A 23,750-nucleotide genomic window follows, 5' to 3' on the forward strand; every position below is an offset into this window, starting at 1 on the left:
AGCGCGACCGGCCGACTTCGTTCCTGTCTTGCGACTCCCCCGGCTTCCAAGAGACGCCGGGGATGTTCGCAACCGCCCTGCGCGTTCCCCCGTCGCGTTGCTTGCGATCTGCTGCCTGATCGGCTCGGCACCAGGCTGCCGGGGGCGGGCCCACGAAGACGTGTATCGCGCCAAAATGGCTAACGAAATTCGTGTGCTGGAAGACCAGCTTTATGACGCGGATTACCAAAACCGCGTGCTCCGCGACGAGCTAGAACGTTCCCGCGGCCAAGCCGTCGGTCCGGAGAGTTCCCCGAATCGCGCGCGCCGAGAACGGATCCTGAACCAAAGCCCGCCGCAAGTTCCCGACGATGCCCGCCCGACCAGGCCAGGCGCCGACGAAATCCTGGACTTGAATTCGCCGAGCATGCGGGAACCGACTCCGCGGCCCACTCCAGACCAGACCGAATCGTCGGAAAGTGAAACGCCAGCACCCGCTGCCGGGCCGGGTCTGCCGCTGCCCCCGGCGATCGGAGAGTCGCCTGCCCCGGCCGCCCCCATCGCTCCAGCGGAAGAAAGCCCCAAGACGCCTGACTCGGCCCAGCCATTGGTCGACCCGCCCAACGAAGACCGACCCAGAGAAGGCCTGGGCATGCCGACCGAGGCGATCCCTGCTCCGCAGCCAACGGAACCGGAAGGCCCGCTGCTGGAGCTTCCTCCGCCGGCCGAGCTGATTCCGCCCGGCGAGGGCGAATTGATGGACGACCAGATCATCCCCGGCCCGCCGCTGCCTCCGGACGAGGACCCCGAATCGCCACCGGGAAAAGTAAAGAATCCCGAAGACGCCAAAACGATGGGGTTCGAACCTCCCACATCGGCGCCGCTGCCGATCCCGGACCGCCTGGAGCTGCACGACGGCCTGTCCGGTGGGCATCAATTTGACCCAGACGCCGACATCGACGGCCTGTTCTTGATCGTGACGGTCGTGGACGCCAAAGGTCGCCTATTGTCGCTGGAAAACTTTGACGTCGACGCGGATCTGACGGTTGTGGTGCTGGACCCCAACGACGACTCCGAGGACGCGCGGATCGGACGCTGGGAGTTTAACCCCGATCAGGTCCGCGACATGGTCCGCCAATCCCCCATCGATGGGATTCACATTCCCATTGCCTGGCGCGACCGGGTTCCAGAAGGCAACGACGTGATGGTGCACGTCCGGATGGCGGCTGCCGAAGAGGAAATGCGGTGTCAGGGGCGCGTCCGACTGGAACAATCCGTCGCGTCGGCAAATTGGTTGCCCCGAGGGTGACCAGCTGTCGTAGTGGAAAGCGCGCGATGTCGCTATGCTAGCGGCATGAACGCAAATCAAATGGAAACCCTCGATCCTGCACAAGCCAGTTTCGACGACCTGGACCTGTCTCCGGTGATGCGCCGAGCGCTCGCAAAAGCCGGCTTTGAAAAACCTTCCCCCATTCAATCGGAATTGATCCCCTTGGCGCTCCAGGGGCTCGACGTGATCGGCCAGGCCCGCACCGGGACTGGAAAAACCGCCGCGTTTTCGATCCCGATTCTTGAACAGCTCGATTCACTCGAAGACTGTCGCGACCCGCAAGCGATTGTCGTCGTCCCGACGCGCGAACTGGCCGATCAGGTCGGCCGCGAGGCGCAGCGATTGGCGGCCGGCGTGCACACCGAAATCGCGGTGCTGGCCGGTGGCAAAAACATTCGGACCCAATTGCGCCAGCTGGAAAACGGCGCGCAAATCGTCGTCGGCACTCCCGGACGACTGCACGACCACCTGCAACGTCGCTCCCTCCGCACCAAAGACGTCTGGTGCGTCGTGCTGGACGAAGCCGACCGGATGCTGGACATCGGGTTTCGTCCCCAGATCGAACGCATTTTGCGGAAGTGCCCGCGAGATCGACAGACGCTGCTGCTTTCGGCGACGTTACCCCCGACGGTCCAGCGATTGGCCGAATCCTACATGCACGACCCGATCGTGATCGACTGCTGCAAAAACGAGATGTCGGTCGAAACGATCGAGCAGCATTACTTCACGGTTCCCCAAGAACGCAAACAGGATCTGCTGGTCGAACTCTTGAAACGAGAGAAACCAAAGCAGGCGATTATTTTCTGTCGCACCAAACGCGGCACCGATCGTTTGTATCGCGCGATCAGCAAAGAACACCCTTCCTGTGCCGCCATGCATGGTGACATGGCCCAGCGTGAACGGGACCGTGTGCTGCAGCGTCTGCGAGACCGTAACCTGGAAATCCTGGTCGCCACCGATGTCGTCGGCCGCGGCATCGACATCAGCACGATTTCACACATCATCAACTACGACGTTCCCGAAGACAGTGACGACTACGTTCACCGTGTCGGGCGGACGGGACGGATGGGCCGCGATGGCGTCGCGTTCACCTTCATCGTCCCCGGTCAAGGCGATTTCCTGACCAGCATCGAACAGCGGATCAACAAACTGCTGATCCGCGACTCGATCCCGGGATTCGAAGCCCCCGAGAAGCCGGCTGAACCGGAGAAGAAAGAAGCCGACCCGATGCGGAAACGGCTCAACCCGATGCACAAGAAAGTCAAGCGACGCCGCTAGGACTTCATCCAGCCTGACGATTACTGCTGGTCACTGGGCATACAAACTGGCGACCAGCAATTGATCCGCGCCCGCATCGAGCAACCGCTGGGCGTCGCCGGCGCTGCGAATCCCTCCGCCGGTGACATAACGCGGTTGCGGCAATGGACGTCGCATCCGCTTGCACAATTCAAGCGTGCGCCCGATCGACGTTCCCCCGACCGAAGCCAGATCCAGTCCGATCACCGTCGACACCGCGTTGCGGCCACAGGCGTCCAACCAAGCCTCTTCCGAAGTCGACGCGGACAACCAGCGTCCGTCTTGGTAGTCAAAACTGACGGCAACCTGATCCCGCGGCACGCGCGACAAAACGTCATCCAACAGTGACACGTCGTCGGCGCATTCGGTTGCCAGGATCACGACAGCGCGCGGATGGTTTCGAGCCAGGGATTCGATCCAGTTCCAGCGCTGCGGGGTGACCGCGTCACGCAATCCCAGATCCAGGAAAAGGGTCCCGCGGCGATCCGAATCAGCGGCCGCCCACGCGTGATGGGCGATCGACTCGATCAGCGACTGTTGGCATCGGTCACGCCGGATGCCGTCCAAATCGGCGACGTACAGCGAACCGATGCCGACGCTGTGGTAGGCATCGATCAAACGACACGCGTCCCCGTCGATTCGAAGGGCCGACCGGCCGGAGGTTTGGAAGGTCATCACCGGCAGGTATTGATCGCGCCGCCCACCGACTCCGTGGACCGCGAGCCCGTCCTGCAGATCGATCACACCGACGAAACGCGAAACAAGTGCCTTGTCCAATTCAACCCCAAAGTGGCGTAAGCTTCCAGCTTGCGACAAGTGCCGCAAGCCAAAAGCTTGCGAACGCAAGCTGGAAGCTTACGCCACGATTCATAATCAGGCGTCGGGCAGGGAGAACAGCGATTCGACTTTCACGATCGCATAGTCGTCGGGAAAGGTGTGGATCGCCTGGACCAGCATCGAGCGTTGACGGGTCTCGATATTGACGTAGCTGAGTGCACCGAGCGACATTCTGCCGCTGGCATCGAAGGTGTGCAGCAATCCTTCGGTCGGCTGCTTGGAAAGCTGCTGCTGCACCATGAAGAACATGTCGGGTGCGACAGGTTCCAACTGAAAATGGGTCCGATAGCCAACGCCGGAATGGAAATCGGCCTTGTCGGTGCGACTGCCCTTGAGCGAGTGGCTGATCAGGCAGCGTTTGGTGGGCAAGGGCTGATGGGCGCCGGTCGCGACTTCACAGACGGTCACCGGCGTTTTGCCGGTCGTGTTCCAGGTGATCACGTGTCCGCAGTTGGTAATATTGACCTGCGCGTGATACGCACTTCGCTCGATGCGGCGTGTGCGATGAACCCTGTACAGCTCGGGGTGGAGCGACCGGCTGAAAACGTGAAACGCAAGTTCGGCGACTTTGGGGCGAACCGAGAGCACTGGCGGAATTCCGGGATCGACGAATGATAAGGGGCAGGAATCGATAGCAAATCCGGGACCAAAATCCCACGTTGCTGCGGCTCGATTCTGCCGGCAAGGGACAACAGACTACGATAACGCGCGACCCGAGGCCGCAAACCGCCGAGCGTTTCGTCTCTTTTCCGATTCGAAGTGACGCGTCAGGCTCTCGGCAAATCGCCTGATGCACGTCATTATAGATGCTCTCGCGAACAAGACAGAAGAGCGTTTATCGCTCCAAAATGAAAGATTTGCATTTTGTCCAATCGCGTTCAGATTCCCATTGACAGACAGCCCCGTTGTTACCTGGTTTCCGCATGGTCATCGTCATCGATAACTACGATTCATTCACCTACAACCTCGTGCAACGCCTGGGCGAGATCGACGCGACGACGCAGCTGCGCGTGTTTCGAAACGACGAAATCTCGGTCGCCGAAATGGAATCGCTGGCGCCGGAGCGGATCTTGGTTTCGCCAGGTCCCTGCACGCCCAACGAAGCCGGCGTCAGCGTCGAGTGCATTCGACACTTCGCCGGCAAGGTTCCCATGCTGGGCGTCTGTTTGGGGCATCAATCGATCGGCCAAGCGTTCGGGGCAACCATCATTCGCGCGCCACAGTTGATGCACGGCAAGACGGACGAAATCTTCCACGACGACCAAGGGTTGTTCGCAGGGCTGCGCAATCCGTTCGTCGCCACACGATACCACAGCCTGGTGATCGATCCGGAAACCATGCCCGACTGTTTGCAAGTCGCCGCCTGGACCGACACCGGTGGCCAACGCCAAATCATGGGTGTCCGCCACAAAACATTCAAACTGGAAGGATGGCAGTTTCATCCGGAGAGTTTTCTTACCCAGCCGGGAATCGAAATGTTGACCCGGTTTTTGCGTTGGTGAACGATCTCCGCAATGCGCGGCGACGACGGTCGGGTCCGCCGTCCAGCGACGGCAATGAAGATAGAATTGTGTTGGACGGCGTCACCGGAGGCGTGACATTTGAAGCTGCAATGTCCCTTACCAGTCAGGCCACGAGCGGGTTGTGTCCAACCACATCCAGAGCAAACAATCGTAACGTCCGAACTCACTGGTGCGGTTACTTGGCATGCGCCACCTAAACATCCGGGGACTCCATGCATCCGTCACCGCGTGACCACTGGTCCTTCAAACATCCGATGGCTTGCTTGGCCGGCGTGATGGTTTCAGCTTTGATCGGTATGGCGCCGGCGATGGGTCAGAGCGTTGCGCCCGATCGGAGTGGAGACCGAGAAGATCGCAGCGTTGAAATTCGACTCAATGAATTGCCCAAAGCCACGCCCGAAATTGCCACGTTGATTCGCCGCGGCACGGTGCGGCTGATCACCGGCGGTCAACCGACCAGCGATCCGACGTCCTTGCCCTTGGGTCGACGTCTGGCCGGCGAGACAAGGTTCACGTTTCGTTATCGCTACGACAGCCGCGCGCAATGGCAGATCGAAGGTCGACGAAACAACAGCGCGCTCGGTCAAGCGATGGTGACGATTCGCGTCCGCTTTCGCTCCATCAAATTGATTTCATCACACGATGTCTGGTTGCGCACTCCGCCAACGGTAGATCAGTTCTGGGACGACCGCGTGGTCCGTCACGAGTTCGATCATGTCCGAATCTCGTCCGACCCGCGGATCGAAAAACACTTTCTTGACGCCGTCAAGGAACTAGAAGTCATGCGGGTGCCGCTGTCCTCGGTGACCGGACGTAGCGGCACCATTGAAAACGACAAAGTCCAGGCGTTGATCGAAGCCGGAATGAAGCAAGCCTTGAACAACACGACCGACTACGTGAGCATCCGCTATCGCGAACTGGACCGATTGACCCAGCACGGGATGCTACCGCTACCTGATGATGTCGTGCTGATCGACGAACCGTAATCGCCCACCCTCGGGAAGCGCTGTGAAGCATTTTTTAGCGGCAGGGCGCGAGCGGGCTGTCGATTTTGTGAGCCTCGGGCGCGTCAGCGGCCGGGCACTGCGACGCTGCCCGAGGCCTGACGGCCAGCGGCTCACCATTGACTCAGCAGATCCCGACTCAATCGACAGCCCGCGAGCCGTCCGGTCGCGCGTCAAAAACACCGCGAAGAACCGGAGGGCTCGCGCCCTGCCGCTAAAACCTCAAGAAACACATGAGAAAAATGCTTCACAGCGATAACCCGCGGGCATCTAGGAAGACACTCGTTGCCAACACCAAAGTGGGATTGGCGCCCAGTCTGTGATCACTGACCCGACAGGCTGGAAGCCGATCCCACTTGCGATGGCCGAAACAGAGCGAGACGCGTTAACGAAAATCAGGAGGCGAAGGTTCACCGGGAACGATGCCCGCGTTGAGCATTTTCTCCTCCTGGAACCGCCTCAATCGCTCTTGGAACTCCTGCTCGGTTTCCTCGTCCGACTTCTTCTCGGGCCGGACCGGTTCAGGCGTCGGGTCGCCGTCAGAGCCCCTGGATTTGACGCCGCCGAGCGGCGCCACCCGCTCGCGAGCTTCGATTTCATCGCGGCCCGCGTCGCGAGGAGAAACGTCTCCGACTCGTGCACCACCGGGATCAAACAGACTGCCGACACGTCCCGAGTCACGCTGCGTCCGTTCCCAACTGCCTCCGTAGGCTGAATAGGCTTGGTCTTCGCGGTCGCAACACAGCCGACAACCGGCGCTGGATGTCACGACGCCGCAGAGCAGCGCCAGCCCCAACAGCGTGCGTGAAACACGACTCAGTCGCTCGTCTGGTTTGCGGTCAGCTCTCATCGTGTTGCTCTCGTTCACCACTTCACAGCGGGATAGACTGTCAGCCCCGGTGCCAGTGTCAGTCCAAGGGCCGGGGCGCATAAAAAAAATGGCGTCCGCGGATGCGAACACCATTTGTATCGGTTACGACGACGAGAGGCTTTAGGAAAGATTTGCGGGTTAGTGGCGGATTGCGTGCACCACGTCGGTGATATTCTTGCTCATCAACGCCAGGGCTGATTCGATTCGGGGCGCGGTGCCGAGTCGGTCGCCGACGCCGGGCAGCGACATGACGCAAAACAGCACCAACACGAAACCACCGTAGGCTGCACCACTATTGATGCCTGAATCATGTCCAATCACGCGAGAACCTTTGGTAAAGGGGAGACGAAATGCCCAGCGTTCTTTCGGTTCGTATTCACGGATCGTGCCGACTTGCAAGCGAGCCTCCCCCTGAATCGTTTCGACGAACGTTTCGGCGATGACTTGAATGCGGCGACCGTCGTAGCGAAGGTCGTAGCTCTTGCCTGACTTGATCTTCTTTGCCAGTTTCGGGCCGAGTCCGAGTGTGAAACCGCCACCGGATGTTTCACGAACGAAGACCTTGAGGGATTTGCGACCGACTTGAAGCGTTGCGGTGCTGTCTCCGACCACTTTGCATCGATACGTTTTCGCTTGTCCCTCGGTGGGCAAGGTCTTGTAGGAATACGTTGGCATCGTTCTGACAACCGTTGTGAGAGGGTCTGCCGGGATTGGACCGAGAACCGATCCGGTTTGAAAAGCTTTCGCGCCGTCTGCACGAACACTGAACGCTAGCTCGAAAAATCTTGGACAGCGTCCCAAGGGGTGACCCCGCAGAGGGTTTTTCCTCAATAAGCTGTTCCGATTAGGAGCTTTGAACCGGCTATGTCAGTCCGACCGGATGCAACGGTCATGTCAGGACGAATCGAAGAATCAGATCGGTGCCAGTCGACCGGTCCCGTTTCAATTCTTCCGAGCTCCGGACAGGCGGGCAATGCAGGCCAAACCCATCATTCTGGTGGCATCCATCACCGTCATCTTGACGTTTCGCGTGGTTCCCGCGCCGGCGCAACAAACAATCCCCCAGTCTTGGTCGCATCCGAGCGAGCGAGATTCGTGGCAGCCCCCCCAGCGTCTCGCCACACCAACGGCATGGGATCCCGAATCGTTCTACCAGCTCCAGCGCATCGCAGCTGGCCCCGACCACCCGGCGAAGGCTCCGCTGTCGGTCGACCAATTGCGGCAATCGCTGCGGATCGCTGCACGGGGCGACGGTGAATCGCCGGCGACCGACACCCCGTTGACCGCGAGCGGTGATGACTTGCTCGGCGGCGACTTGCTCGGCGGCGACTTGCTCGGTGGCGAACTGCAAGACGATCTGCTGCACGGCTCGACCGCCGATCCGCTGGCCGGCCTGGGCCCGGCCCAAGACCGTGACGACACCGCCCGACGTGATCCCCACGAAGACCTGTGGACGGAAGACTGCTATCCCTCCGCAGAATCGTGTCGTGCCTGCCACCCGGTTCAATACGAACAATGGAGGGCCAGTGGCCACGCCTATGCCACCGTCTCGCCGATGTACAATCGATTCGAACAAGCGATGACCGAGCTGACCGAGGGCACCGTGGGCAGCTTTTGCAACCGCTGCCATTCTCCGGTCCAAACCCAACTGAAAATCCCCCGTTCGGCCAGCGTGCTCGATGCCCCACCCGTGGTCCGCGAAGGCGTCACCTGCATCGCCTGTCACCGAATCAACGAACACTATTGGCGCAGCAACGGGGACCGCCGAATCGTTCCCGGCAACATTCACGCGCCGGTCTACGGCGGACGCGGCGGAGCGGGGGTCCGTGACGCGATCGCCAATGCCGACGCGTTGAAATTGAAACTTTCGCCGCAGGACAGCGGGCCGGGACAAGCGATTCACTTGCAGGGCCGGTTCTTTAAGCCGCTGACCAACAGCGACGTGTGCGTCTCCTGTCACCAGGTCGCCGTCCATCCGGGCATTTGGCTAGAAGTCGTGCACGCACAATATCGAGCCGGCCCCGCGTCCAAACGCGGTGTGTCCTGCCAGGATTGTCACATGGGTGCCGTGCCGGGCAAACCGCATGGCTATCAAACCGACTTCGTGGCCCATCTGGGTGACAAGCCGTTCGGCGAGAAACGCAAACAGTCCAATCACATGTTTTGGGGGCCGGGCTTCTCCATCGCCCACCCGGGGATCTTTCCGCACCACCCCAAAGCCAAGCAGTACACGCCGCGCCAGTGGCTGGCGTTCGACTATCGAGCCGGCTGGGGAACCGACGCGTTTGAAAATGCGGTGACCGCAGGGATGACATTCCCCGAACCGTGGGACACCGCCGACGATCGACGCGACGGACGCAAGATCATCGACGCCAACCAGGCCAAGCTCGCCGAGAAGCGCGCCGGGTCGATCGCGACCATGGAAGGCGGACTCAAAATCGAAGGCCCGCATTTTGAACACGAGCCGACCGCCGGACGCCGTTTGAAATTCAACTACACGGTTCGCAACATCAGCGAGGGACACAATCTGCCGACGGGTTCGCTGGGCGCACAACCACAGCTTTGGCTGAACGTCGCGTTGATCGATCCCGACGGCTGTCGTGTTTGGGAAAGCGGTTATCTGGATCGACACGGCGATCTGGCCGACATGCACTCGGTCGATGTCGCGACACACCGCGTAAAGCGCGACAAAGATCTGTTCAATCTGCAAACCAAGTTCTTGATCAACAACGTTCGCGGGACGGATCGCGAAGCCGCTCTGCCGCTGAACTTCTCCCTCGACCAACTCGTTTTCCTACGCCCCGGTGCCGTTCCCGTTTCGGTACTGAACCACCCGCCATTGATCCGAATGGAAGCCCACTCGATTGCGCCGCTCGATTCACGAACGGCCCGCTACTCGATTCCCGCCGACGTGATGACAAAGAAAGGACCGTATCGATTGAGCGTGCGAATGCGAAACCGCACCGAACCGATTTACTTCATGCGTCAAATCGACAGCACGCCGGACATGATTCACCGCATGTTGGAAAACACGCTGGACCTGCACCCCTCCAGTCATACATTTTGGGTGCGCTGATGACGAAATCAAAACGATACTTGTTCGCCCTGACGCTGCTGTCGCTGTGCGCGATCGGTGCAGACCATCCCCGTCGCCTGCCGCCGGTTCATTCAACAACGGACGCGACGACTCCAATGGGCGCCACGCCCCTGGTCACAACGGACTTCGACCGCGTGCTTCGGCGCACACTTGCGGAGCTGGACCGGCAAACGAGTCCAACACCAACCGAGCCACCTGCCGCGTCGGATCCGTCCGCCGTTTGCGACGAATCTGTCGCCGAATCGGCACGCCGCGCTGATGCCGCACCGCGGCCACAAACGGGATCGCGACTGGACCGATTCACCGCCGCACTGGATCGATACATCACGCCGCAAATCGAGCCACAACCAGAGATGGCGATGCGGCGCCTGCCCACGACGGATACGCAACTCCCGCCATTGCCTGCAGACTTGTTCGGCAGCGACACTGCGGTTTCCGGCACCGCTGCAACCAGCGCACCACTGATCGACGCCGATCGATCACTCGTTGAACCAGCGTTGCAAGCACCGACCGCGCAAGCACCGACCGCGCAAGCCCGAACCACGACACTGGGCGAAACGTTGAACCGGGATCCGCACGCAGAACCGGCGCCGATCGTGCTGCACCACCCCTGCATGGATTTCTCCCCCATGCCGCTCGATCCCGACGCCTGCTACCACGATTCCGGCCGCGAAGCCTGGGTCTACGATGCGAAACGCGACGTCCCGACCCAGCATCCCTGGGTCGAATGGGGGCGCGTCTGGTACGGAGACGGGATCACACCGCGGGGACGCGATCTATTCGGTCCGATGAACCTGGTTCGCCCCAAGTTTTATGTCTACGGTGACTTTCGAACGGGCATCCAAGCGGGGCGCAACGCCGGCGGGCGGGCCGACAATTGGGCCAATCGCTTGAACTTGGATTTGGATCTCCAGATCACCGACACCGAACGATTCCATGCCTTTGTCGGCCCCTTGGACAAACAGAATCGATTCACGCGTTGGGAAATGATCGACGGTGATTTGCATTACCGCAACGAAATGAACCTGACGCCGGCGACCGCGTTCTTCGAAGGCGATCTGGGCGTCATGCTGGGGGCCTTGGGAAATCAATCCTCGCCGCTGGAGTTGCCGATCTCGGCGGGACTGATGCCGCTGTTGTTCCAAAACGGCATTTGGATGGAAGACGCCGTCAGCGGGATCGCGTTTGCCCTACCGGCCAAGCACAGCCGGCTGCTCAACTGGGCCAACTTTGATGTCAGCTTCTTTGCCGTGTTCGATCAACTCAACAGCCCCGCGTTTGCCGACAACAGCGATGCACAAGCCTTCGGGACCGCGTGGTTCATCGAAGCCTATGGCGGCTACATCGAAACGGGCTATGCGTACCTGAATCACCGCAACGATGATTCATTGAGCTACCACAACGCGACGTTCAGTTTTACGCGACGCTACTTCGATCGCATCAGCAACAGCGTCCGTGTGATCGTCAATGCGGGACAGGATCGCGCCAAATCCGACCGAACCGCCGACGGCGGATTGCTGTTGGTTGAAAACAGTTGGATCACGGCCGCGCCGTTGACCGTGGTTCCCTACGCCAACTTTTTCTATGGTTGGGACCGGCCACAATCGGTCGCCCGCGCCGGAATCTCCGGAGGCATCTTACGCAACACGGGAATCAACTTTGACACCGACGGGTTGAACGGCTTTGCCACGCTGGATACCTCCGCCGCCGATACGGCCGGCGGCTCGGTCGGCGTCGATTTGATCGGCGACGATCTGGACCGCCAGCTGCTGCTGGAGCTGAGTTACCTGACGCCCCACGGTGATCGCGCGATCGCCCGCGGCGATCAGTACGCGATCGGAGCCCGGTATCAGTTCCCGATCTCCAACGCGACGCTGCTGCGGTTCGACGTCATGCACGGCTGGCGCGAAGGCGATGACAACGTCTACGGCACCCGGATGGAATACCGCTGGAAGTTCTAACGGAACAGTTTCAGTTTGATCGGTGCACCAACTTCCCCGGCGGAATCGGCGCCCGACGCGGCTTCTTCTTCGGCGTCTTGTTTGGATCGGGCGACATCGACAAGACGCGCCAGCCGTTCGATCTCGGTTCGGGATTCGTGAGCCGATTGCACACGTTGGCTGGTGATCACCACGATCGTGTCACGCGCCCGCGAGGATTCGATCGCCCACTCGATGGCTTTGTCTTGATCGGCAACCAAGCGAATCGCGGCGCACTTTTTCACGCCGTCCAGCAACTGGTGGGAGCGCTGCAAAAACGAACCGGACTGATGGGGACGCGACGTCACCACGCAATGATGTGCGAATCGTTCGATCGCGTGTCCGTAGCTGGCCAACAAATCGTCGTCGTCGCCTTCGCCGATCGCCAACACGCACCAGACCCGACCGCCTGCACCGACGGCCTTGGCCGTCCGCAACGCCTCGGTGACACGATCCACCGTCCCGCCGGTTTCCAGCACCACCGTCGCGTGGCCAAAATCAACCAAACGCTGACCACGGCCGGGAATCGATCGAAGCGTGGACAAATGCTTGGCGATCTCGTGGGGTGAATGCCCCAACAGCGAACCCAATGCCGCGGCGGCGGCGATGTTGGATGCCATCGAGATCCCGCACAGCGGCGTTTCCATCATCGCGCTGGTGTCACCGGCGGTCAGCATCAGCGTCGCCATGCCGCCGGATTGATCGATCATGATCGCACCGAATTCGCTGTCGGACGATGTGCCATAATAGATCGGCTTGCACCGCGATTCGTCCAACAATCGAACCGTCTTGGCGTCGTCGCCGGGTGCGATCACGATTCCCGTCGACGTCAGTTGTTCGATCAAACATTGCAACCCACACGGTCCAAAATCGTCGGACAACTCGCGTTTCCCCGTGACGAGCAACACGTCAAACTGCATCGAGTCGTAGTGTCCATCGCGGGCGGCCGTTTCATCGATCTCGATGATCGCGATCCGGCTCAGACAGTCGCTCGATTCGGCGATCCACTCGATCAACTCGGCGCCGTAACAGACCTGTCGTGATGATGTCTCGTTGACCACGCCGTCGCTGGATCCGAGGTCACATTGGTAGGCGGTTCGAATCCCCAACGCCTTGGTCAACGTTGCCGCCAACAGACACGTCGATGTTTTGCCGCTATGACCGAGAACGCCAACGGTCAACAACGTCCGATCGGGCTGCTGGTGCCGAGCCGATGCGATTCGGGCCAAGGCATGGTCAACGCTGCCGACGATGCATTGGGGCAGCGGACAGGGCAACATTTGTTCGGTCAAAATGCCGCCGGCGCCGCGGGCCAACGCGACCGAAATCAACTCGTTCGGATCGCCTTCACCGACGCGGTACATCACGACATCGCCTGGACCACAGGACGCGACGTCTGCGACGAGATTTGAAACCCCGAGATCCTCGCAGCCGAAAAACTTGGCCTCGGGAAACAACCCGGCCAGCATGACCGGTCCCGCAGGCGCGTCGTCTTCGACCGCGAAACTTTCCACGGTCGCCGACGTCATCGGCGGAGCACCCGTGCCGGACACCTTGGACAGCGGAACCAGCTCTTTGTTGACCGAGTCATCGCCAAGGAGTGTCCGAAAAGAAACGCTTTGTCGAACGTCAAATGCGTGTCGCATGAGATGGCCTCCGTGCACATCGTGGGGTTCAGCTTTCACGAATGGGTAAGCGATCCTTTCGCTTACGTTTGGTATCCGCGATCGATGCACAGATTGTTCTTGTATTGCAAAACCGGTCAATACGAGTTTTTTCGGCGGCTACATCAAGCCGGCGTCGCGAAGCATCAGCTGCAAGTCGTCCCAGGCCGCTTTTTTTGCGGCCGGATTGCGCAACAGGTATGAAGGGTGATAGGTCACCAACACTTTGCTATCAAAGTATTGATGAAATTTTCCTCGCAATCGCCCGACGGACAGTTTGGTGCGAAGCAGCGCTTGGGCGCTGACCAGCCCCAGGCAGACGATGTATTCGGGTCGCAAGATTTCCAGCTGCGCTTGGAAGTACTCACGGCAGTTTTCGATTTCGGTCGGCTCGGGGTTTCGGTTGTTGGGCGGTCGACACTTGACCGTGTTCATGATGTAGACGTCTTCGCGGGCGAACTTGCACGCTTGGATCATCTTGGTCAACAGTTGACCGGCTTTGCCGACGAACGGGCGGCCGGACAGATCTTCGTCGCGGCCGGGGCCTTCGCCAAAGAAGGCGACGCGCGGGCTCACGTTGCCTTCGCCGAAAACCGTTTTGGTGCGGCACTTGGAAAGGATTTCACAGCGCGTGCAGGCGGCCACCTGTTCGGAGAACTTTGCCAGTTCGGCGGCGCGAGCATCGGAGGCGAGCGAGGGTCCGGGGTAGGGCTCGGCGGGATCGGCCGAATCGACCTCGAGGGAGAACGCGGGGGCGGGTCCGCCGACGCTCGGCTGCACCGCCCCGCTGGCACCCGCGACGGGAGTGGCGGGCGGCGCCGCGGCGGCGGGCTGAACCGACGGGGGGGCTGAGGCGGACGACGGCGGAGCGGCTTGATCGGCGGCTTGATCGGGCGAACCGCTGCCGGCGAATCGAAAATGTTCCGCCAGTGCGGCCGCGGCATCCGGATCGGCCGTCGGCAACCACTGGACGCCGATGCGTTGCAGATGTTCGGCCAGTCCGCCGGCTTGGGCGAGCGTGACGGCCGGATCGAGCATTGGGATGTTTTGATTTTCTTGCGGCATGGCACCATAGATAACACACGGCCTACTTGTTTTGCACCATGGCGTTTAACATAGCACGCTGGTTTCCCATCCCGTTCCGCGCCACGCCTGTCCGACAGTCTTTTCCATGCCCGTCCCCCAAGTTGCGATTGTTGGCCGTCCGAACGTCGGCAAAAGCAGTCTTTTTAATTGGCTCGCCCGCCGCCGTCTGGCGATTGTTGACGACTATGAGGGTGTCACCCGCGACCGCATGACGACCCTGATTGAATCGGAGGACCAGTTTTTTGAGCTGACCGACACCGGGGGGTTGGGCATCGAAGACCCGGACGATTTGACCGCGGACGTCCGCCGCCAGATTGAATTTGCGATCAATTCGGCCGACGTCATCCTGTTGGTCGTCGATGTCCAAACCGGGCTGATGCCGCTGGATGAATTGGTCGTCGAGCGGCTCCGAGGGGTCGAGCGTCCGGTGATTCTGGTCGCCAACAAATCCGACCAGCGGCACCAGGACATCCACGCCGATGAGTTTCACCGGCTCGGCCGCGGGCATTTGATCACGGTCAGCACGACTCAGAATCGCAACCGCGAAGAGCTGTTGGAACTGATTCGCGACCGGCTTCCGCCGTCGGACGAAACGGTCAACGTGCCGACGATGAAACTGGCGATCGTCGGCCGGCGAAACGTCGGTAAAAGCACCTTCGTCAACACCCTGGCCGAAACCGATCGGATGATCGTCAGCGAAGTACCCGGCACGACGCGCGACAGCGTGGACGTGCACTTCGAAGTCGACGGCCAAACCTTCATCGCGATCGACACGCCGGGTTTGCGAAAACGAAAGAGCCAACGCACCGACCTGGAATACTATGGCATGCACCGGGCCCAACGCAGCATCCGCCGCGCCGACGTCGTGCTGATGTTCTTTGACGCCAATGAAACGACCAGCAAAGTGGACAAGCAACTGATCGGCTACGTCATCGAGAACTACAAACCGTGCATCTTTGTGATCAACAAATGGGACCTGTTGCACGACACGATTCCGACCGAGCGATGGGTTCGTTATCTGCGCCGTCAATTTCCGACGCTCTCCTACGCGCCGATTGCCTTCATCACCGGCCAGACGGGAAAGAACGTCAAAGCGCTGATGAATCATTCGTCGATGCTGTTCAAACAGGCCCGCGAGCGGGTGTCGACCGGACAGTTGAATCGTTTGTTGCGGAGCGCGATTGAAGCCCACCAACCGCCGCTGTATCAGAATCGCCGACCCAAAATCTATTACGCCACCCAAGTCGCCACCGAACCGCCGACGATCGTCGTGATGTGCAACGATCCGAAGGCGTTCTCCAACGATTACCAGCGTTACCTAATGAACGTGATGCGCGATCATCTGAAATTTGGCGAAGTGCCGATCAAGATGTACTTGCAAAAACGAGCGAGGAACGATGAAGAGGACGCGATCAATCGTTAGGCAGTGGGAGAGGCTTCCAGCCTGTCAATGCAGCAGGGGAAACCCTGGAGGGACCGTCGGGCTCTAGCCGACCGCTCTTGTGGGTACGATGGCCCTTCCGGGCTGTCGTCCGTAGGACTTTCCTCGACGACCTAGAAAGGACGTCGTACAAAGATCACAAAGTCGATGAAACGGAACGCCCCAGCAGTTCGATGGATCCTGTTCGCCTTGACCGGCTTCCTCCTGGCCGCCGTCTCGGGCCGTCTTTCCGTGCACACGGTCAATGACACGCCCAGCTACGTCGATTATCCGCTGGATTCGTTGACCGACGCGCTGCTTTCGATTCGCACGCCGGCCTATCCGATCGTCTTGTCCATTCTCAAAGCGACCGTCGGACTGTCCTGGGTTCCGCTGCTGCACGTGCTGCTGCACGCGACCGCGTCATGGGTGCTGGCCGAAGCCTTGATCGGCCGTGGCATGCCGCTGCGATCGGCAACGGCGGCGGCGGCTTGCGTGTTGGTCGGATGCACGGCGGCGGACCACATCAGCACCATCAGCACCGATGCGCCGGCGGCGTCGCTGGGCGTGATCACGGCCGCGTTTTTGATGAATGCGTCGCGCACGCGATCGACGCCCCAAGCGATCGCGTGCGCGGCTGTCGCGATTTTTGCCATCTTTGTTCGACCGGCCTACTTGTTTCTGATCCCCTGGATCGCGGTGGCCGGCTGGCTGCTGTCTCGTCATCACAAGCCCCACGACGCCGCGGAAACAAACCGGTCAACGCCCCCGCCATCGCCACTGCTGGGATTCAAAATCGCGCTATCGATCGCGGTGGTCGTCGTGGGCTGGATGTTTGTTCGAAAATGGGTGGTCGCCGATTTCGGTATCGCCCCGTTCGGTCATCAAAACCTATCCGCGGTCCTGGTTCAAACGGTCCCACCCCAGACGCTGAGGGATCTGCCCGGCGAGTCGGGGGAACTGGGACGAGCGGTCGCCGACGAATTGGAGAGGAAAGGGTTTCAATTGCCCAACCCAACCGGCGGCTCGCTGCCCACGTTGACGATCGAGCAGCAATGGGGCCAGATCAACTACGGCGTCGTTTGGCCGCTCGCCCGCGATCAATTCGCACAACGAGATGCGGTCGGCCCAGTCGCTCCGCAAGTCGCCGTTCACCGACGAATCGGTGCCTTCAATCGGGCGATTCTGGCTCAGTCACCGGGCGGCTACGTGCGCTGGTTGATGCTGGCGGTTCGTCGCAGCGTTTGGGGCACCGCGGCGAACATCGCGATGCATCCGATCTTTCTGGCGATGATCTTGATGGGAACGCTGGGGTTGTTGATCCAAGCGACCAGACAGCCGACACTCGGACCGATCATCGTCCCCGACGGTTGGAATGCATTGGCCGTCGTCGCGATCTCGTACATGATCTTCAGCGTCGGCTTTGTGATCTTGTCGAGCCCGCCGCTGGGACGCTTTGCCGATGCCGGCGCGATCTTTCTGCCGGGATTGATCGCCAGCGTGATTGCGGCGAATCTGCCAGCATCAAACGCCGACCATTGAGTGTGGCACACGCCGCTTGAGTCACCCTCCCTGGCAGGGAGGGTCGAGCGAAGCGACGGGAGGGTCGAGCGAAGCGCTACAACCCCACATTGACGCGGCAAAACTCCATGCACAGCGTTGCGGCGTTGAGCAGCATGTGAACGACGATCACGGGCACCAGACGGCCGGTTCGCTGGTACAAGAACCCCAATCCGACCGACAGGAAAAACAGCGGGATCGGCGCGGCGCCTTGGCCCAAGTGCATCGCCGCGAACAGCAAACTGGTGACGTAGATCGGCCAGGCTGTGGCGGGTTTCCAACTCGACAGGGGGTCGGAATCCGGCAGCGGGTCGGCGACCTGTTGCAGCCCGCCTTGCAGCAGCAAACGGAACTGAAACTCTTCGACGATCGGGGTCAAACACGCGGCGGAAAGAAACAGTGCCAGAAACGTCCGCGTCCCGCTCTCTTCGGCCAGCAAGTTCGTCACCGTGTGTTCGTATTGGACCAGTTGGGAAACCAACAGATTCAACAACAAAACGGGAGCGAGAATCCAGACGGTTGCAAACAGCCCGCGACGGACGTCCTGCCGATTCGGAATCAGGGTCAAATGCGCAAGGCTCGCCCCTTGAGTCAGACGCAAGAAAACCAAGGTGAACACGAAGGCGGAAAGGTTGGCGATGAAGTGGATCTGAACCTGTTTGACGAGCTTCGCCGCGCGAACGCCCGGGTCTTCACCCGGGTCTTCACCCGGGTCTTCACCCGGGTCTTCGCCCGGCGGCGCATCGACGGCTTGATCGACCACATCGGCCGCGGCCTGTGGCGCTTCGTCGGGCCCCGGTTGATCGGGCTGCTGTGATTGCTGCAACAGCGCCCCCACCAAGATCAGCAGGCCGAACATCAACACGAAATCAAAAACGGTCCAGCGTGGCCGGGGCTGGGGAAGCCGGGTGATCAGTTCGGATGAAACGTCGCCGCACAGATTTCGTTTGCCCTGTCCAAGGAACCACCGGATCCAGAGCACGCTGCCGGCAACCAGGAGCGTGAGCACGGTCAGCGAGATGGCGAAGAAGCCGATTTCAAAGGGGTTCACGCGCGGCATGGAGCGTTCATTCCGGTTCGTCGGGTTCGTCCTGCATCAGCCTTGCCGCGGCCAACGTGTAATCGTAGCCCGAGTACACGGTCAACAGGATCGATCCCCAGACCAATCCCAGCGTGGTGTAGTTCAGCCAGGACGGCGCGGTTGCGTATTGCAGAAAGATCAGCGAGGCGACGACCGCGGCGCACTGCAGCACCATTTTCCATTTCCCCAGCCAGCTGGCCGAAAAATCTTTGCCGCTGCCCTCGACCATGCCTCGTAAACTGGTCACCAACAACTCGCGACCGACGACCAGCGTGGCCATCCACGAGGCAACGGGTGTGTTGGCCACCCCGACCAGGGCGATGAAGGAGCCACAAATGATGATCTTGTCGACAAACGGGTCAAAGATTCGACCGAACTTCGTGACTTGGCCGTATTTGCGTGCCCAATAGCCGTCCATCCAATCGGTCGACGCGGCGATCAAAAAGACGACCGTGGCGGCCAGGAAATAGCCCGACGGGATCAGCGCCATCACGGCGATCGCCATGGCGAACCGAATGCTGGTCAACGCGTTCGGCACGTTGTAAATCGAACGCTTCCCGATCGAACGGAGCGGTTCGGGAGGCGATTCGGGAGGCACGGACTGCGGTGACGACGGCAAGGGCACTGCTTTTTGGGGATGATTCAGACGCGTCGGGGCTGCACAACGGACTGTCGACATGATGATCGTCTCTGGCCAACGAGGAAAGGGGCACGCGGGGTTTTCGCCCGGATGAGCCTGCAGAGCCCGCCTCCGTGCTGAAGCTGCGCGGGTCTCCCCTTTGCTGGCGATTCCCATGGTGCCCTTTCAATGCCTCGTTTTAAGGTGAACGGGACTTGCGGGCGGATCGTAAATCGATCGGGATCTGAGGAGTCAAGGGTGAGCCGCAGGCCGTCAGGCCTCGGGCAACACGCGATTGCCCGGCCGCTCACGCGTCGCGGCTCACTCAATCCGATCGCGGGAGGGATTCCGATTGCGGGAGTGATCACGCCGTTACGCGACATCTGCGATCGACAGCCCCCTGCCTCCTGATTTGGACACTGCACGCGGCCCGCAGCCGGGTTTTCCGATCCGCCTGCCGTCTTGGCGCTTTGCCGATCAACACTTCAATTACGCCCATGAGTATCGAAGCAATCGAACAGGCAATCCCCCACCGCCCGCCGATGCGTCTGATTGACGAAATCTGCGAACAGAGCGAGAAGTCAATTGTCTGCAAAAAAACGTTTTCCGCGGATGAATTTTTCGTCCAAGGCCACTTTCCGGGGCAACCGATCGTCCCCGGCGTGATCCAGTGCGAATGCTGTCTGCAGGCCGGCGCGGTGTTGCTGCACCAACAGATGGACGGCGCGGCGGGCAGCGTGCCGGTGGCGACCCGCATGGACAGCGTCAAATTCAAACGCATGATCCGCCCCGACGACAGCGTGGAGATTCACGTGACGCTGAACGACCAGCTCAGCAACGCCTTTTACCTGACCGGCAAAATGATGCTCAATGGAAAACTGGCGATGCGGTTAGATTTTGCCGTCAGCGTCAGCGTCCCCGAGTCGCCGGCGACGAACGGGGAGGCGGAGCGGTGAGCGATCAAGAGAACCAACCGGCCGTGATGGATTTTTTGCAGATGTCCGGAAAGACCTATTTGGTCCTCGGCGTCGCCAACAAAAAAAGCGTGGCGTACGCGATCGCACGGATCATCGAACAATCCGGCGGCAAGGTGATTTACGCCGTCCGCAGCCAAGCCCGCAAGGAAAGCACCGCGAAACTGCTGCGGGACCGCGACGTGCGGGTTTGCGATGTCGAACACCAAGACCAGATCGACGCGTTGGCGAACCAACTGGGCGACGAAGGTGTCTCTCTGGCGGGCATGGTGCACTCGATCGCGTTTGCCGACTATCCCGACGGCATTCAGCCCTTTCACGAAACGACGCGACAACAATTTTTGCAGGCGGTGGACATCTCCGCCTACTCACTGATCAACCTGTCCAACGCCTTGAAAGATCGCTTCAGCGCCGACGCGTCGGTCGTCACCATCGGGATCAGCACCACCCGCATGGCCAGTGAAAGCTATGGATTCATGGCGCCGATCAAGGCCGCGTTGGAATCGTCGCTGGCGTTCCTGACCAAATCGTTCAGCCGCTTTAGCCGCGTCCGGTTCAACGCCGTGGCCGCCGGCTTGCTCAAGACCAGTGCCTCGGCCGGTATTCCCGGCTACGTCGATTCTTACCTTTACGCCGAACAGGTCATCCCCCGTAAAGAGGCGGTGAAAACGGCAGAAGTTGCCCAGACGGCAGCATTCCTGTTGTCGCCGCGAAGTAGTGGGATCACGGCACAATCAGTGGTTGTCGACGCTGGCATGTCGATCAACTATTTTGACGCTTCCGTCGTCGGTGCCGTGACCGATTCCCAACTCGGCTGATTTCTTTCCCCCCTCTCGCGTCTCCTGTTTTCAATCGACATGTCCCGACAGATCTACATCAACGGCCAATTTCATGCCCCGGACGACGCGAAAATCAGCGTCTACGATCACGGTCTGCTCTACGGCGACGGCGTCTTTGAAGGCATGCGGATTTACGACAAAAAAGTGTTTCGCTTGGCCGAGCACCTGAAACGGCTCGACGAATCAGCCTGTGCGATCAATTTGCAGCTGCCGATTTCCCTGGAACAGCTCGCCGCCGACACCAACGAAACGGTCGCCAAGAACGAGATCGTCGATGGCTACATCCGCTTGATCGTCACCCGCGGGGCCGGCCCGCTGGGGCTGGACCCGTTCAAGTGCTCCGATCCACAAGTCATCATCATCGCCGACTCGATCACGCTGTATCCGGAGTCATACTACGAAAATGGTTTGGAATTGGTCACCGCCTCGACGATTCGAAACCATCCGGCGGCGCTCAGCCCGCGAATCAAGTCGCTCAACTACCTGAACAATATTTTGGCCAAGATGGAGGGGCTCAAAGCCGGCTGCATCGAAGCGTTGATGCTCAACCACAAAGGCGAAGTGGCCGAGTGCACCGGCGACAATCTGTTCGTGATCAAGAACGGCCGACTGAACACGCCGCCGATCGAAGCCGGCATCCTGGAAGGCGTCACCCGCAACGCCGTGTTGGAACTGGCCCGCGAAGCAGGCATCGAAACCACCGAACTGCCGATGACGCGACACGACATCTACGTCGCCGATGAGTGTTTTCTGACCGGCAGCGCGGCGGAAGTGATTCCCGCGGTGACGCTCGACGGACGCAAAATCGGCGACGGCAAGGTCGGCCCGATTACCCAGCAGCTCAACAAGGCGTTCCGCGAACTCGTGCGGCGCTAAGCCGCCTCGCCGAGACCGTTGCCCTGTTGTTTGTTCGCGGTAGGGCGCGAGCCCTTCGGTCTGTCACGGTGTTTTTGAAACGCAACCGGACGGCTCGCGGGCTGTCGATTCAGTGGAAATGGGTCGAGGCAATGCTGAGCCGCTGGCCGTAAGGCCAATACCGCTAAATCGAGATTCGACTTACCCCAAAATGGCTCCCCTCTCCCCCGAACAAGCCTCTTCGTTGATTCTGATTGATCATGGGCACCGAGTGATTTTAGAATGCCAATATGTTGCAATGACGAGAGGCTTGTTTGGGGGAGAGGGGCTGGGGGTGAGGGGGAATCCACATGACGAAACGACGATGCAATCACAAGGTCACCGAGTTTGTTCGTGATCAGCGCGGCCGAGCGAATGAATTCGAAAACTCGGTTTAGCAGATGATGAGCAATCGTGGTTGCGCCGGAGAAAAGTTTGGACGTGAGTATCCGATGGGGCGATACTCTGCTGATTTCTGCTGTGTCGCCATGTCCAACCGGGGTTCGAGAGCATATCGTCGCCGCAATCCAGCAACGGCGCACAGTATAAATTCCCACTTATCCCCCTCACCCCCAGCCCCTCTCCCCCGATTCCTGACTCGCTTAGGCTCGCCAGGAATCGGGGGAGAGGGGAGCCAGGGTGATTCATGTTCCCTTCTCGATTTAGCGGTATTGGCCGTAAGGCCTCGAGCGGGCACCTGGATGCCCGGCCGCTTACGCGTCGCGGCTCACTCAACCGACAGCCCGCTCGCGCCGTTCCGCTAACCCTTCGGCGTCAAAGCAGGACGCATTGCCCGTTTCCCCTCAATCGCCGGGCTGTGATCAATTCGAGCACCCTGAACAGTCGATCCATGTTTGTGCAGCAGGAGCTGACTCGGAGTGCGTGGGGCAGGCCGGGTCAAAACACTGCCAGCAGCAAGTCGAGCGACCTGGGTTTTCTCGAAGTGCCAGCCCGAGTGGCTGGTGCCTTGGGGCAGAAAACCCGGGTCGTCTCGCATGCGCCGAACTCGCCCAAAAAGGCATTTCCGCGCGAAAACGCTCCAAAAACAGTCCGCCCGATTTGACTTTTCGGTCGATTTGAGCGTTAATTAGGGCAATCGGTTGTACAAAACTGATCCCCCACCCACCTAAGCCCCCTATCTTGGGCATGCCTCCACAGACGAGGCATCGAAATTTCCTCGGAGACAATGCATGAAACGGTTCGCAATTCTATTTGGTTGTCTCGCTCTTCTGGCCAGCCCCGCGTTGGCGACGAGCGAATTCAGCAAGCAATGGAAAAACAAATACTTGAGCGGCGATGATGTCGACGAGGCCTTCGTCAAAAAAGCTCGTAAGCACGGTTGCTACATCTGCCACGTCAACAAAGAAGACAAGAAAAAGGTCCGCAACGAGTACGGCAAGGCCATCCACGAGTTCCTGAAGGCGGAAGATTTCCCCAAGGACTGGGTCAAAGAGAACCCCGAAGAAGCTCAAAAGAAGATCTACGCCGGTTTGGAAAAAGCCGGTGAAAAGAAGAGCAAAGACGGCAAGACCTTTGCCGAGAAGATCAAGAACGGCGAAGTCCCCGCGACCGATTCTGGCAAAGAGTAGTCGTCGATCCGACTGCCGAGTGAACCCACAAAAACGCTTGCAGCACCGCGGTGCGGCAAGCGTTTTTTTACGAATTGTCACAATCTTTCCTCGATTCCCTTCCCCACA

General features: G+C 60.1%; 20 protein-coding genes. 12 read left to right on the plus strand and 8 right to left on the minus strand.

Annotated elements, in window-relative coordinates:
* Positions 1-175: 175 nt before the first annotated feature.
* Both Enr13x_RS22945 and Enr13x_RS22950 read left to right on the plus strand, forming a co-directional pair.
* Positions 176-1,288 (plus strand): hypothetical protein, encoded by a 1,113-nt coding sequence (locus Enr13x_RS22945; protein ID WP_145389196.1) that lies wholly within the window; start codon positions 176-178, stop codon positions 1,286-1,288.
* Positions 1,289-1,333: 45 nt separating this feature from the next.
* On the plus strand, positions 1,334-2,587 hold the full coding sequence (locus Enr13x_RS22950) for a DEAD/DEAH box helicase (protein WP_231743723.1): 1,254 nt from the start codon (positions 1,334-1,336) through the stop codon (positions 2,585-2,587).
* Between the two features lie 30 nt (positions 2,588-2,617).
* On the opposite strand, the gene Enr13x_RS22955 is transcribed toward Enr13x_RS22950, so the two are convergent.
* Positions 2,618-3,382, minus strand: coding sequence for a HisA/HisF-related TIM barrel protein (locus tag Enr13x_RS22955; RefSeq protein ID WP_197455299.1), 765 nt, complete (start codon positions 3,380-3,382; stop codon positions 2,618-2,620).
* Positions 3,383-3,478: 96 nt separating this feature from the next.
* Positions 3,479-4,030 (minus strand): DUF2617 family protein, encoded by a 552-nt coding sequence (locus tag Enr13x_RS22960; protein ID WP_145389198.1) that lies wholly within the window; start codon positions 4,028-4,030, stop codon positions 3,479-3,481.
* A gap of 335 nt (positions 4,031-4,365) precedes the next feature.
* Between Enr13x_RS22960 and Enr13x_RS22965 the strand changes: the two genes are divergently transcribed.
* Positions 4,366-4,944, plus strand: a complete 579-nt coding sequence (locus tag Enr13x_RS22965) for an anthranilate synthase component II (RefSeq protein ID WP_145389199.1) — start codon at positions 4,366-4,368, stop codon at positions 4,942-4,944.
* Between the two features lie 233 nt (positions 4,945-5,177).
* Positions 5,178-5,951 carry a hypothetical protein gene (locus tag Enr13x_RS22970; RefSeq protein WP_145389200.1) on the plus strand — a complete coding sequence of 258 codons (774 nt, stop codon included), beginning with the start codon at positions 5,178-5,180 and terminating at the stop codon, positions 5,949-5,951.
* A gap of 403 nt (positions 5,952-6,354) precedes the next feature.
* Here Enr13x_RS22970 and Enr13x_RS22975 read toward each other — a convergent pair whose 3' ends face one another.
* Both Enr13x_RS22975 and Enr13x_RS22980 read right to left on the minus strand, forming a co-directional pair.
* Positions 6,355-6,819, minus strand: coding sequence for a hypothetical protein (locus Enr13x_RS22975; RefSeq protein WP_145389201.1), 465 nt, complete (start codon positions 6,817-6,819; stop codon positions 6,355-6,357).
* Positions 6,820-6,978: 159 nt separating this feature from the next.
* Positions 6,979-7,515: a hypothetical protein gene (locus tag Enr13x_RS22980; RefSeq protein ID WP_145389202.1), complete on the minus strand. Its 537-nt coding sequence runs from the start codon at positions 7,513-7,515 to the stop codon at positions 6,979-6,981.
* Positions 7,516-7,813: 298 nt separating this feature from the next.
* Here Enr13x_RS22980 and Enr13x_RS22985 point away from each other — a divergent pair, with 298 nt between their 5' ends.
* Positions 7,814-9,916 carry a multiheme c-type cytochrome gene (locus tag Enr13x_RS22985; protein ID WP_145389203.1) on the plus strand — a complete coding sequence of 701 codons (2,103 nt, stop codon included), beginning with the start codon at positions 7,814-7,816 and terminating at the stop codon, positions 9,914-9,916.
* Positions 9,916-11,898 (plus strand): hypothetical protein, encoded by a 1,983-nt coding sequence (locus tag Enr13x_RS38195; RefSeq protein WP_197455300.1) that lies wholly within the window; start codon positions 9,916-9,918, stop codon positions 11,896-11,898. The genes Enr13x_RS22985 and Enr13x_RS38195 overlap by 1 nt, the downstream gene beginning before the upstream one ends.
* On the opposite strand, the gene Enr13x_RS22995 is transcribed toward Enr13x_RS38195, so the two are convergent.
* Positions 11,895-13,562 carry a glutamate ligase domain-containing protein gene (locus tag Enr13x_RS22995; protein WP_145389204.1) on the minus strand — a complete coding sequence of 556 codons (1,668 nt, stop codon included), beginning with the start codon at positions 13,560-13,562 and terminating at the stop codon, positions 11,895-11,897. The two genes, Enr13x_RS38195 and Enr13x_RS22995, sit on opposite strands and share 4 nt — an antisense overlap.
* A gap of 138 nt (positions 13,563-13,700) precedes the next feature.
* Positions 13,701-14,618, minus strand: a complete 918-nt coding sequence (locus Enr13x_RS23000) for a uracil-DNA glycosylase (RefSeq protein ID WP_231743724.1) — start codon at positions 14,616-14,618, stop codon at positions 13,701-13,703.
* 133 nt (positions 14,619-14,751) lie between these two features.
* Here Enr13x_RS23000 and der point away from each other — a divergent pair, with 133 nt between their 5' ends.
* Together der and Enr13x_RS23010 are read left to right on the plus strand one after the other, a co-directional pair.
* Positions 14,752-16,089, plus strand: coding sequence for a ribosome biogenesis GTPase Der (gene der, locus Enr13x_RS23005; protein ID WP_145389206.1), 1,338 nt, complete (start codon positions 14,752-14,754; stop codon positions 16,087-16,089).
* Between the two features lie 165 nt (positions 16,090-16,254).
* Positions 16,255-17,628: a hypothetical protein gene (locus Enr13x_RS23010; protein WP_145389207.1), complete on the plus strand. Its 1,374-nt coding sequence runs from the start codon at positions 16,255-16,257 to the stop codon at positions 17,626-17,628.
* A 76-nt stretch (positions 17,629-17,704) separates the two neighbouring features.
* Here the strand turns inward: Enr13x_RS23010 and Enr13x_RS23015 are convergent, their stop codons facing one another.
* Positions 17,705-18,706 (minus strand): CPBP family intramembrane glutamic endopeptidase, encoded by a 1,002-nt coding sequence (locus tag Enr13x_RS23015; RefSeq protein ID WP_145389208.1) that lies wholly within the window; start codon positions 18,704-18,706, stop codon positions 17,705-17,707.
* A gap of 7 nt (positions 18,707-18,713) precedes the next feature.
* Positions 18,714-19,406, minus strand: a complete 693-nt coding sequence (gene pgsA, locus Enr13x_RS23020; RefSeq protein WP_231743725.1) for a CDP-diacylglycerol--glycerol-3-phosphate 3-phosphatidyltransferase — start codon at positions 19,404-19,406, stop codon at positions 18,714-18,716.
* Positions 19,407-19,843: 437 nt separating this feature from the next.
* Between pgsA and Enr13x_RS23025 the strand changes: the two genes are divergently transcribed.
* The 4 genes from Enr13x_RS23025 (at position 19,844) to Enr13x_RS23040 (ending at position 23,642) form a co-directional block, all read left to right on the plus strand.
* Positions 19,844-20,302, plus strand: coding sequence for a 3-hydroxyacyl-ACP dehydratase FabZ family protein (locus Enr13x_RS23025; RefSeq protein WP_145389209.1), 459 nt, complete (start codon positions 19,844-19,846; stop codon positions 20,300-20,302).
* A gap of 26 nt (positions 20,303-20,328) precedes the next feature.
* Entirely contained in the window at positions 20,329-21,138 is an 810-nt protein-coding gene (locus tag Enr13x_RS23030) for an enoyl-ACP reductase FabI (RefSeq protein ID WP_145392630.1), read from the plus strand.
* Positions 21,139-21,177: 39 nt separating this feature from the next.
* A complete protein-coding gene (gene ilvE / locus Enr13x_RS23035; RefSeq protein ID WP_145389210.1) occupies positions 21,178-22,035 on the plus strand; it encodes a branched-chain-amino-acid transaminase in 858 nt (285 codons plus the stop codon).
* A gap of 1,208 nt (positions 22,036-23,243) precedes the next feature.
* Complete coding sequence (locus Enr13x_RS23040) at positions 23,244-23,642, plus strand: hypothetical protein (protein ID WP_095740141.1); 399 nt, start codon at positions 23,244-23,246, stop codon at positions 23,640-23,642.
* The last annotated feature ends 108 nt before the right edge of the window (positions 23,643-23,750 follow it).

The organism is Stieleria neptunia (genome assembly GCF_007754155.1).
In the GTDB taxonomy this organism is placed as follows: domain Bacteria; phylum Planctomycetota; class Planctomycetia; order Pirellulales; family Pirellulaceae; genus Stieleria; species Stieleria neptunia.

Bases quoted from the DNA above. Each gene is read 5' to 3' on its own strand.
- Enr13x_RS22945 (WP_145389196.1), top strand. From the start codon at position 176: ATGGCTAACGAAATTCGTGTGCTGGAAGACCAGCTTTATGACGCGGAT.
- Enr13x_RS22950 (WP_231743723.1), top strand. From the start codon at position 1,334: ATGAACGCAAATCAAATGGAAACCCTCGATCCTGCACAAGCCAGTTTC.
- Enr13x_RS22965 (WP_145389199.1), top strand. From the start codon at position 4,366: ATGGTCATCGTCATCGATAACTACGATTCATTCACCTACAACCTCGTG.
- Enr13x_RS22970 (WP_145389200.1), top strand. From the start codon at position 5,178: ATGCATCCGTCACCGCGTGACCACTGGTCCTTCAAACATCCGATGGCT.
- Enr13x_RS22975 (WP_145389201.1), bottom strand. From the start codon at position 6,819: ATGAGAGCTGACCGCAAACCAGACGAGCGACTGAGTCGTGTTTCACGC.
- Enr13x_RS22980 (WP_145389202.1), bottom strand. From the start codon at position 7,515: ATGCCAACGTATTCCTACAAGACCTTGCCCACCGAGGGACAAGCGAAA.
- Enr13x_RS22985 (WP_145389203.1), top strand. From the start codon at position 7,814: ATGCAGGCCAAACCCATCATTCTGGTGGCATCCATCACCGTCATCTTG.
- Enr13x_RS38195 (WP_197455300.1), top strand. From the start codon at position 9,916: ATGACGAAATCAAAACGATACTTGTTCGCCCTGACGCTGCTGTCGCTG.
- Enr13x_RS22995 (WP_145389204.1), bottom strand. From the start codon at position 13,562: ATGCGACACGCATTTGACGTTCGACAAAGCGTTTCTTTTCGGACACTC.
- Enr13x_RS23000 (WP_231743724.1), bottom strand. From the start codon at position 14,618: ATGCTCGATCCGGCCGTCACGCTCGCCCAAGCCGGCGGACTGGCCGAA.
- der (WP_145389206.1), top strand. From the start codon at position 14,752: ATGCCCGTCCCCCAAGTTGCGATTGTTGGCCGTCCGAACGTCGGCAAA.
- Enr13x_RS23010 (WP_145389207.1), top strand. From the start codon at position 16,255: ATGAAACGGAACGCCCCAGCAGTTCGATGGATCCTGTTCGCCTTGACC.
- Enr13x_RS23015 (WP_145389208.1), bottom strand. From the start codon at position 18,706: ATGCCGCGCGTGAACCCCTTTGAAATCGGCTTCTTCGCCATCTCGCTG.
- pgsA (WP_231743725.1), bottom strand. From the start codon at position 19,406: ATGTCGACAGTCCGTTGTGCAGCCCCGACGCGTCTGAATCATCCCCAA.
- Enr13x_RS23025 (WP_145389209.1), top strand. From the start codon at position 19,844: ATGAGTATCGAAGCAATCGAACAGGCAATCCCCCACCGCCCGCCGATG.
- Enr13x_RS23030 (WP_145392630.1), top strand. From the start codon at position 20,329: ATGGATTTTTTGCAGATGTCCGGAAAGACCTATTTGGTCCTCGGCGTC.
- ilvE (WP_145389210.1), top strand. From the start codon at position 21,178: ATGTCCCGACAGATCTACATCAACGGCCAATTTCATGCCCCGGACGAC.
- Enr13x_RS23040 (WP_095740141.1), top strand. From the start codon at position 23,244: ATGAAACGGTTCGCAATTCTATTTGGTTGTCTCGCTCTTCTGGCCAGC.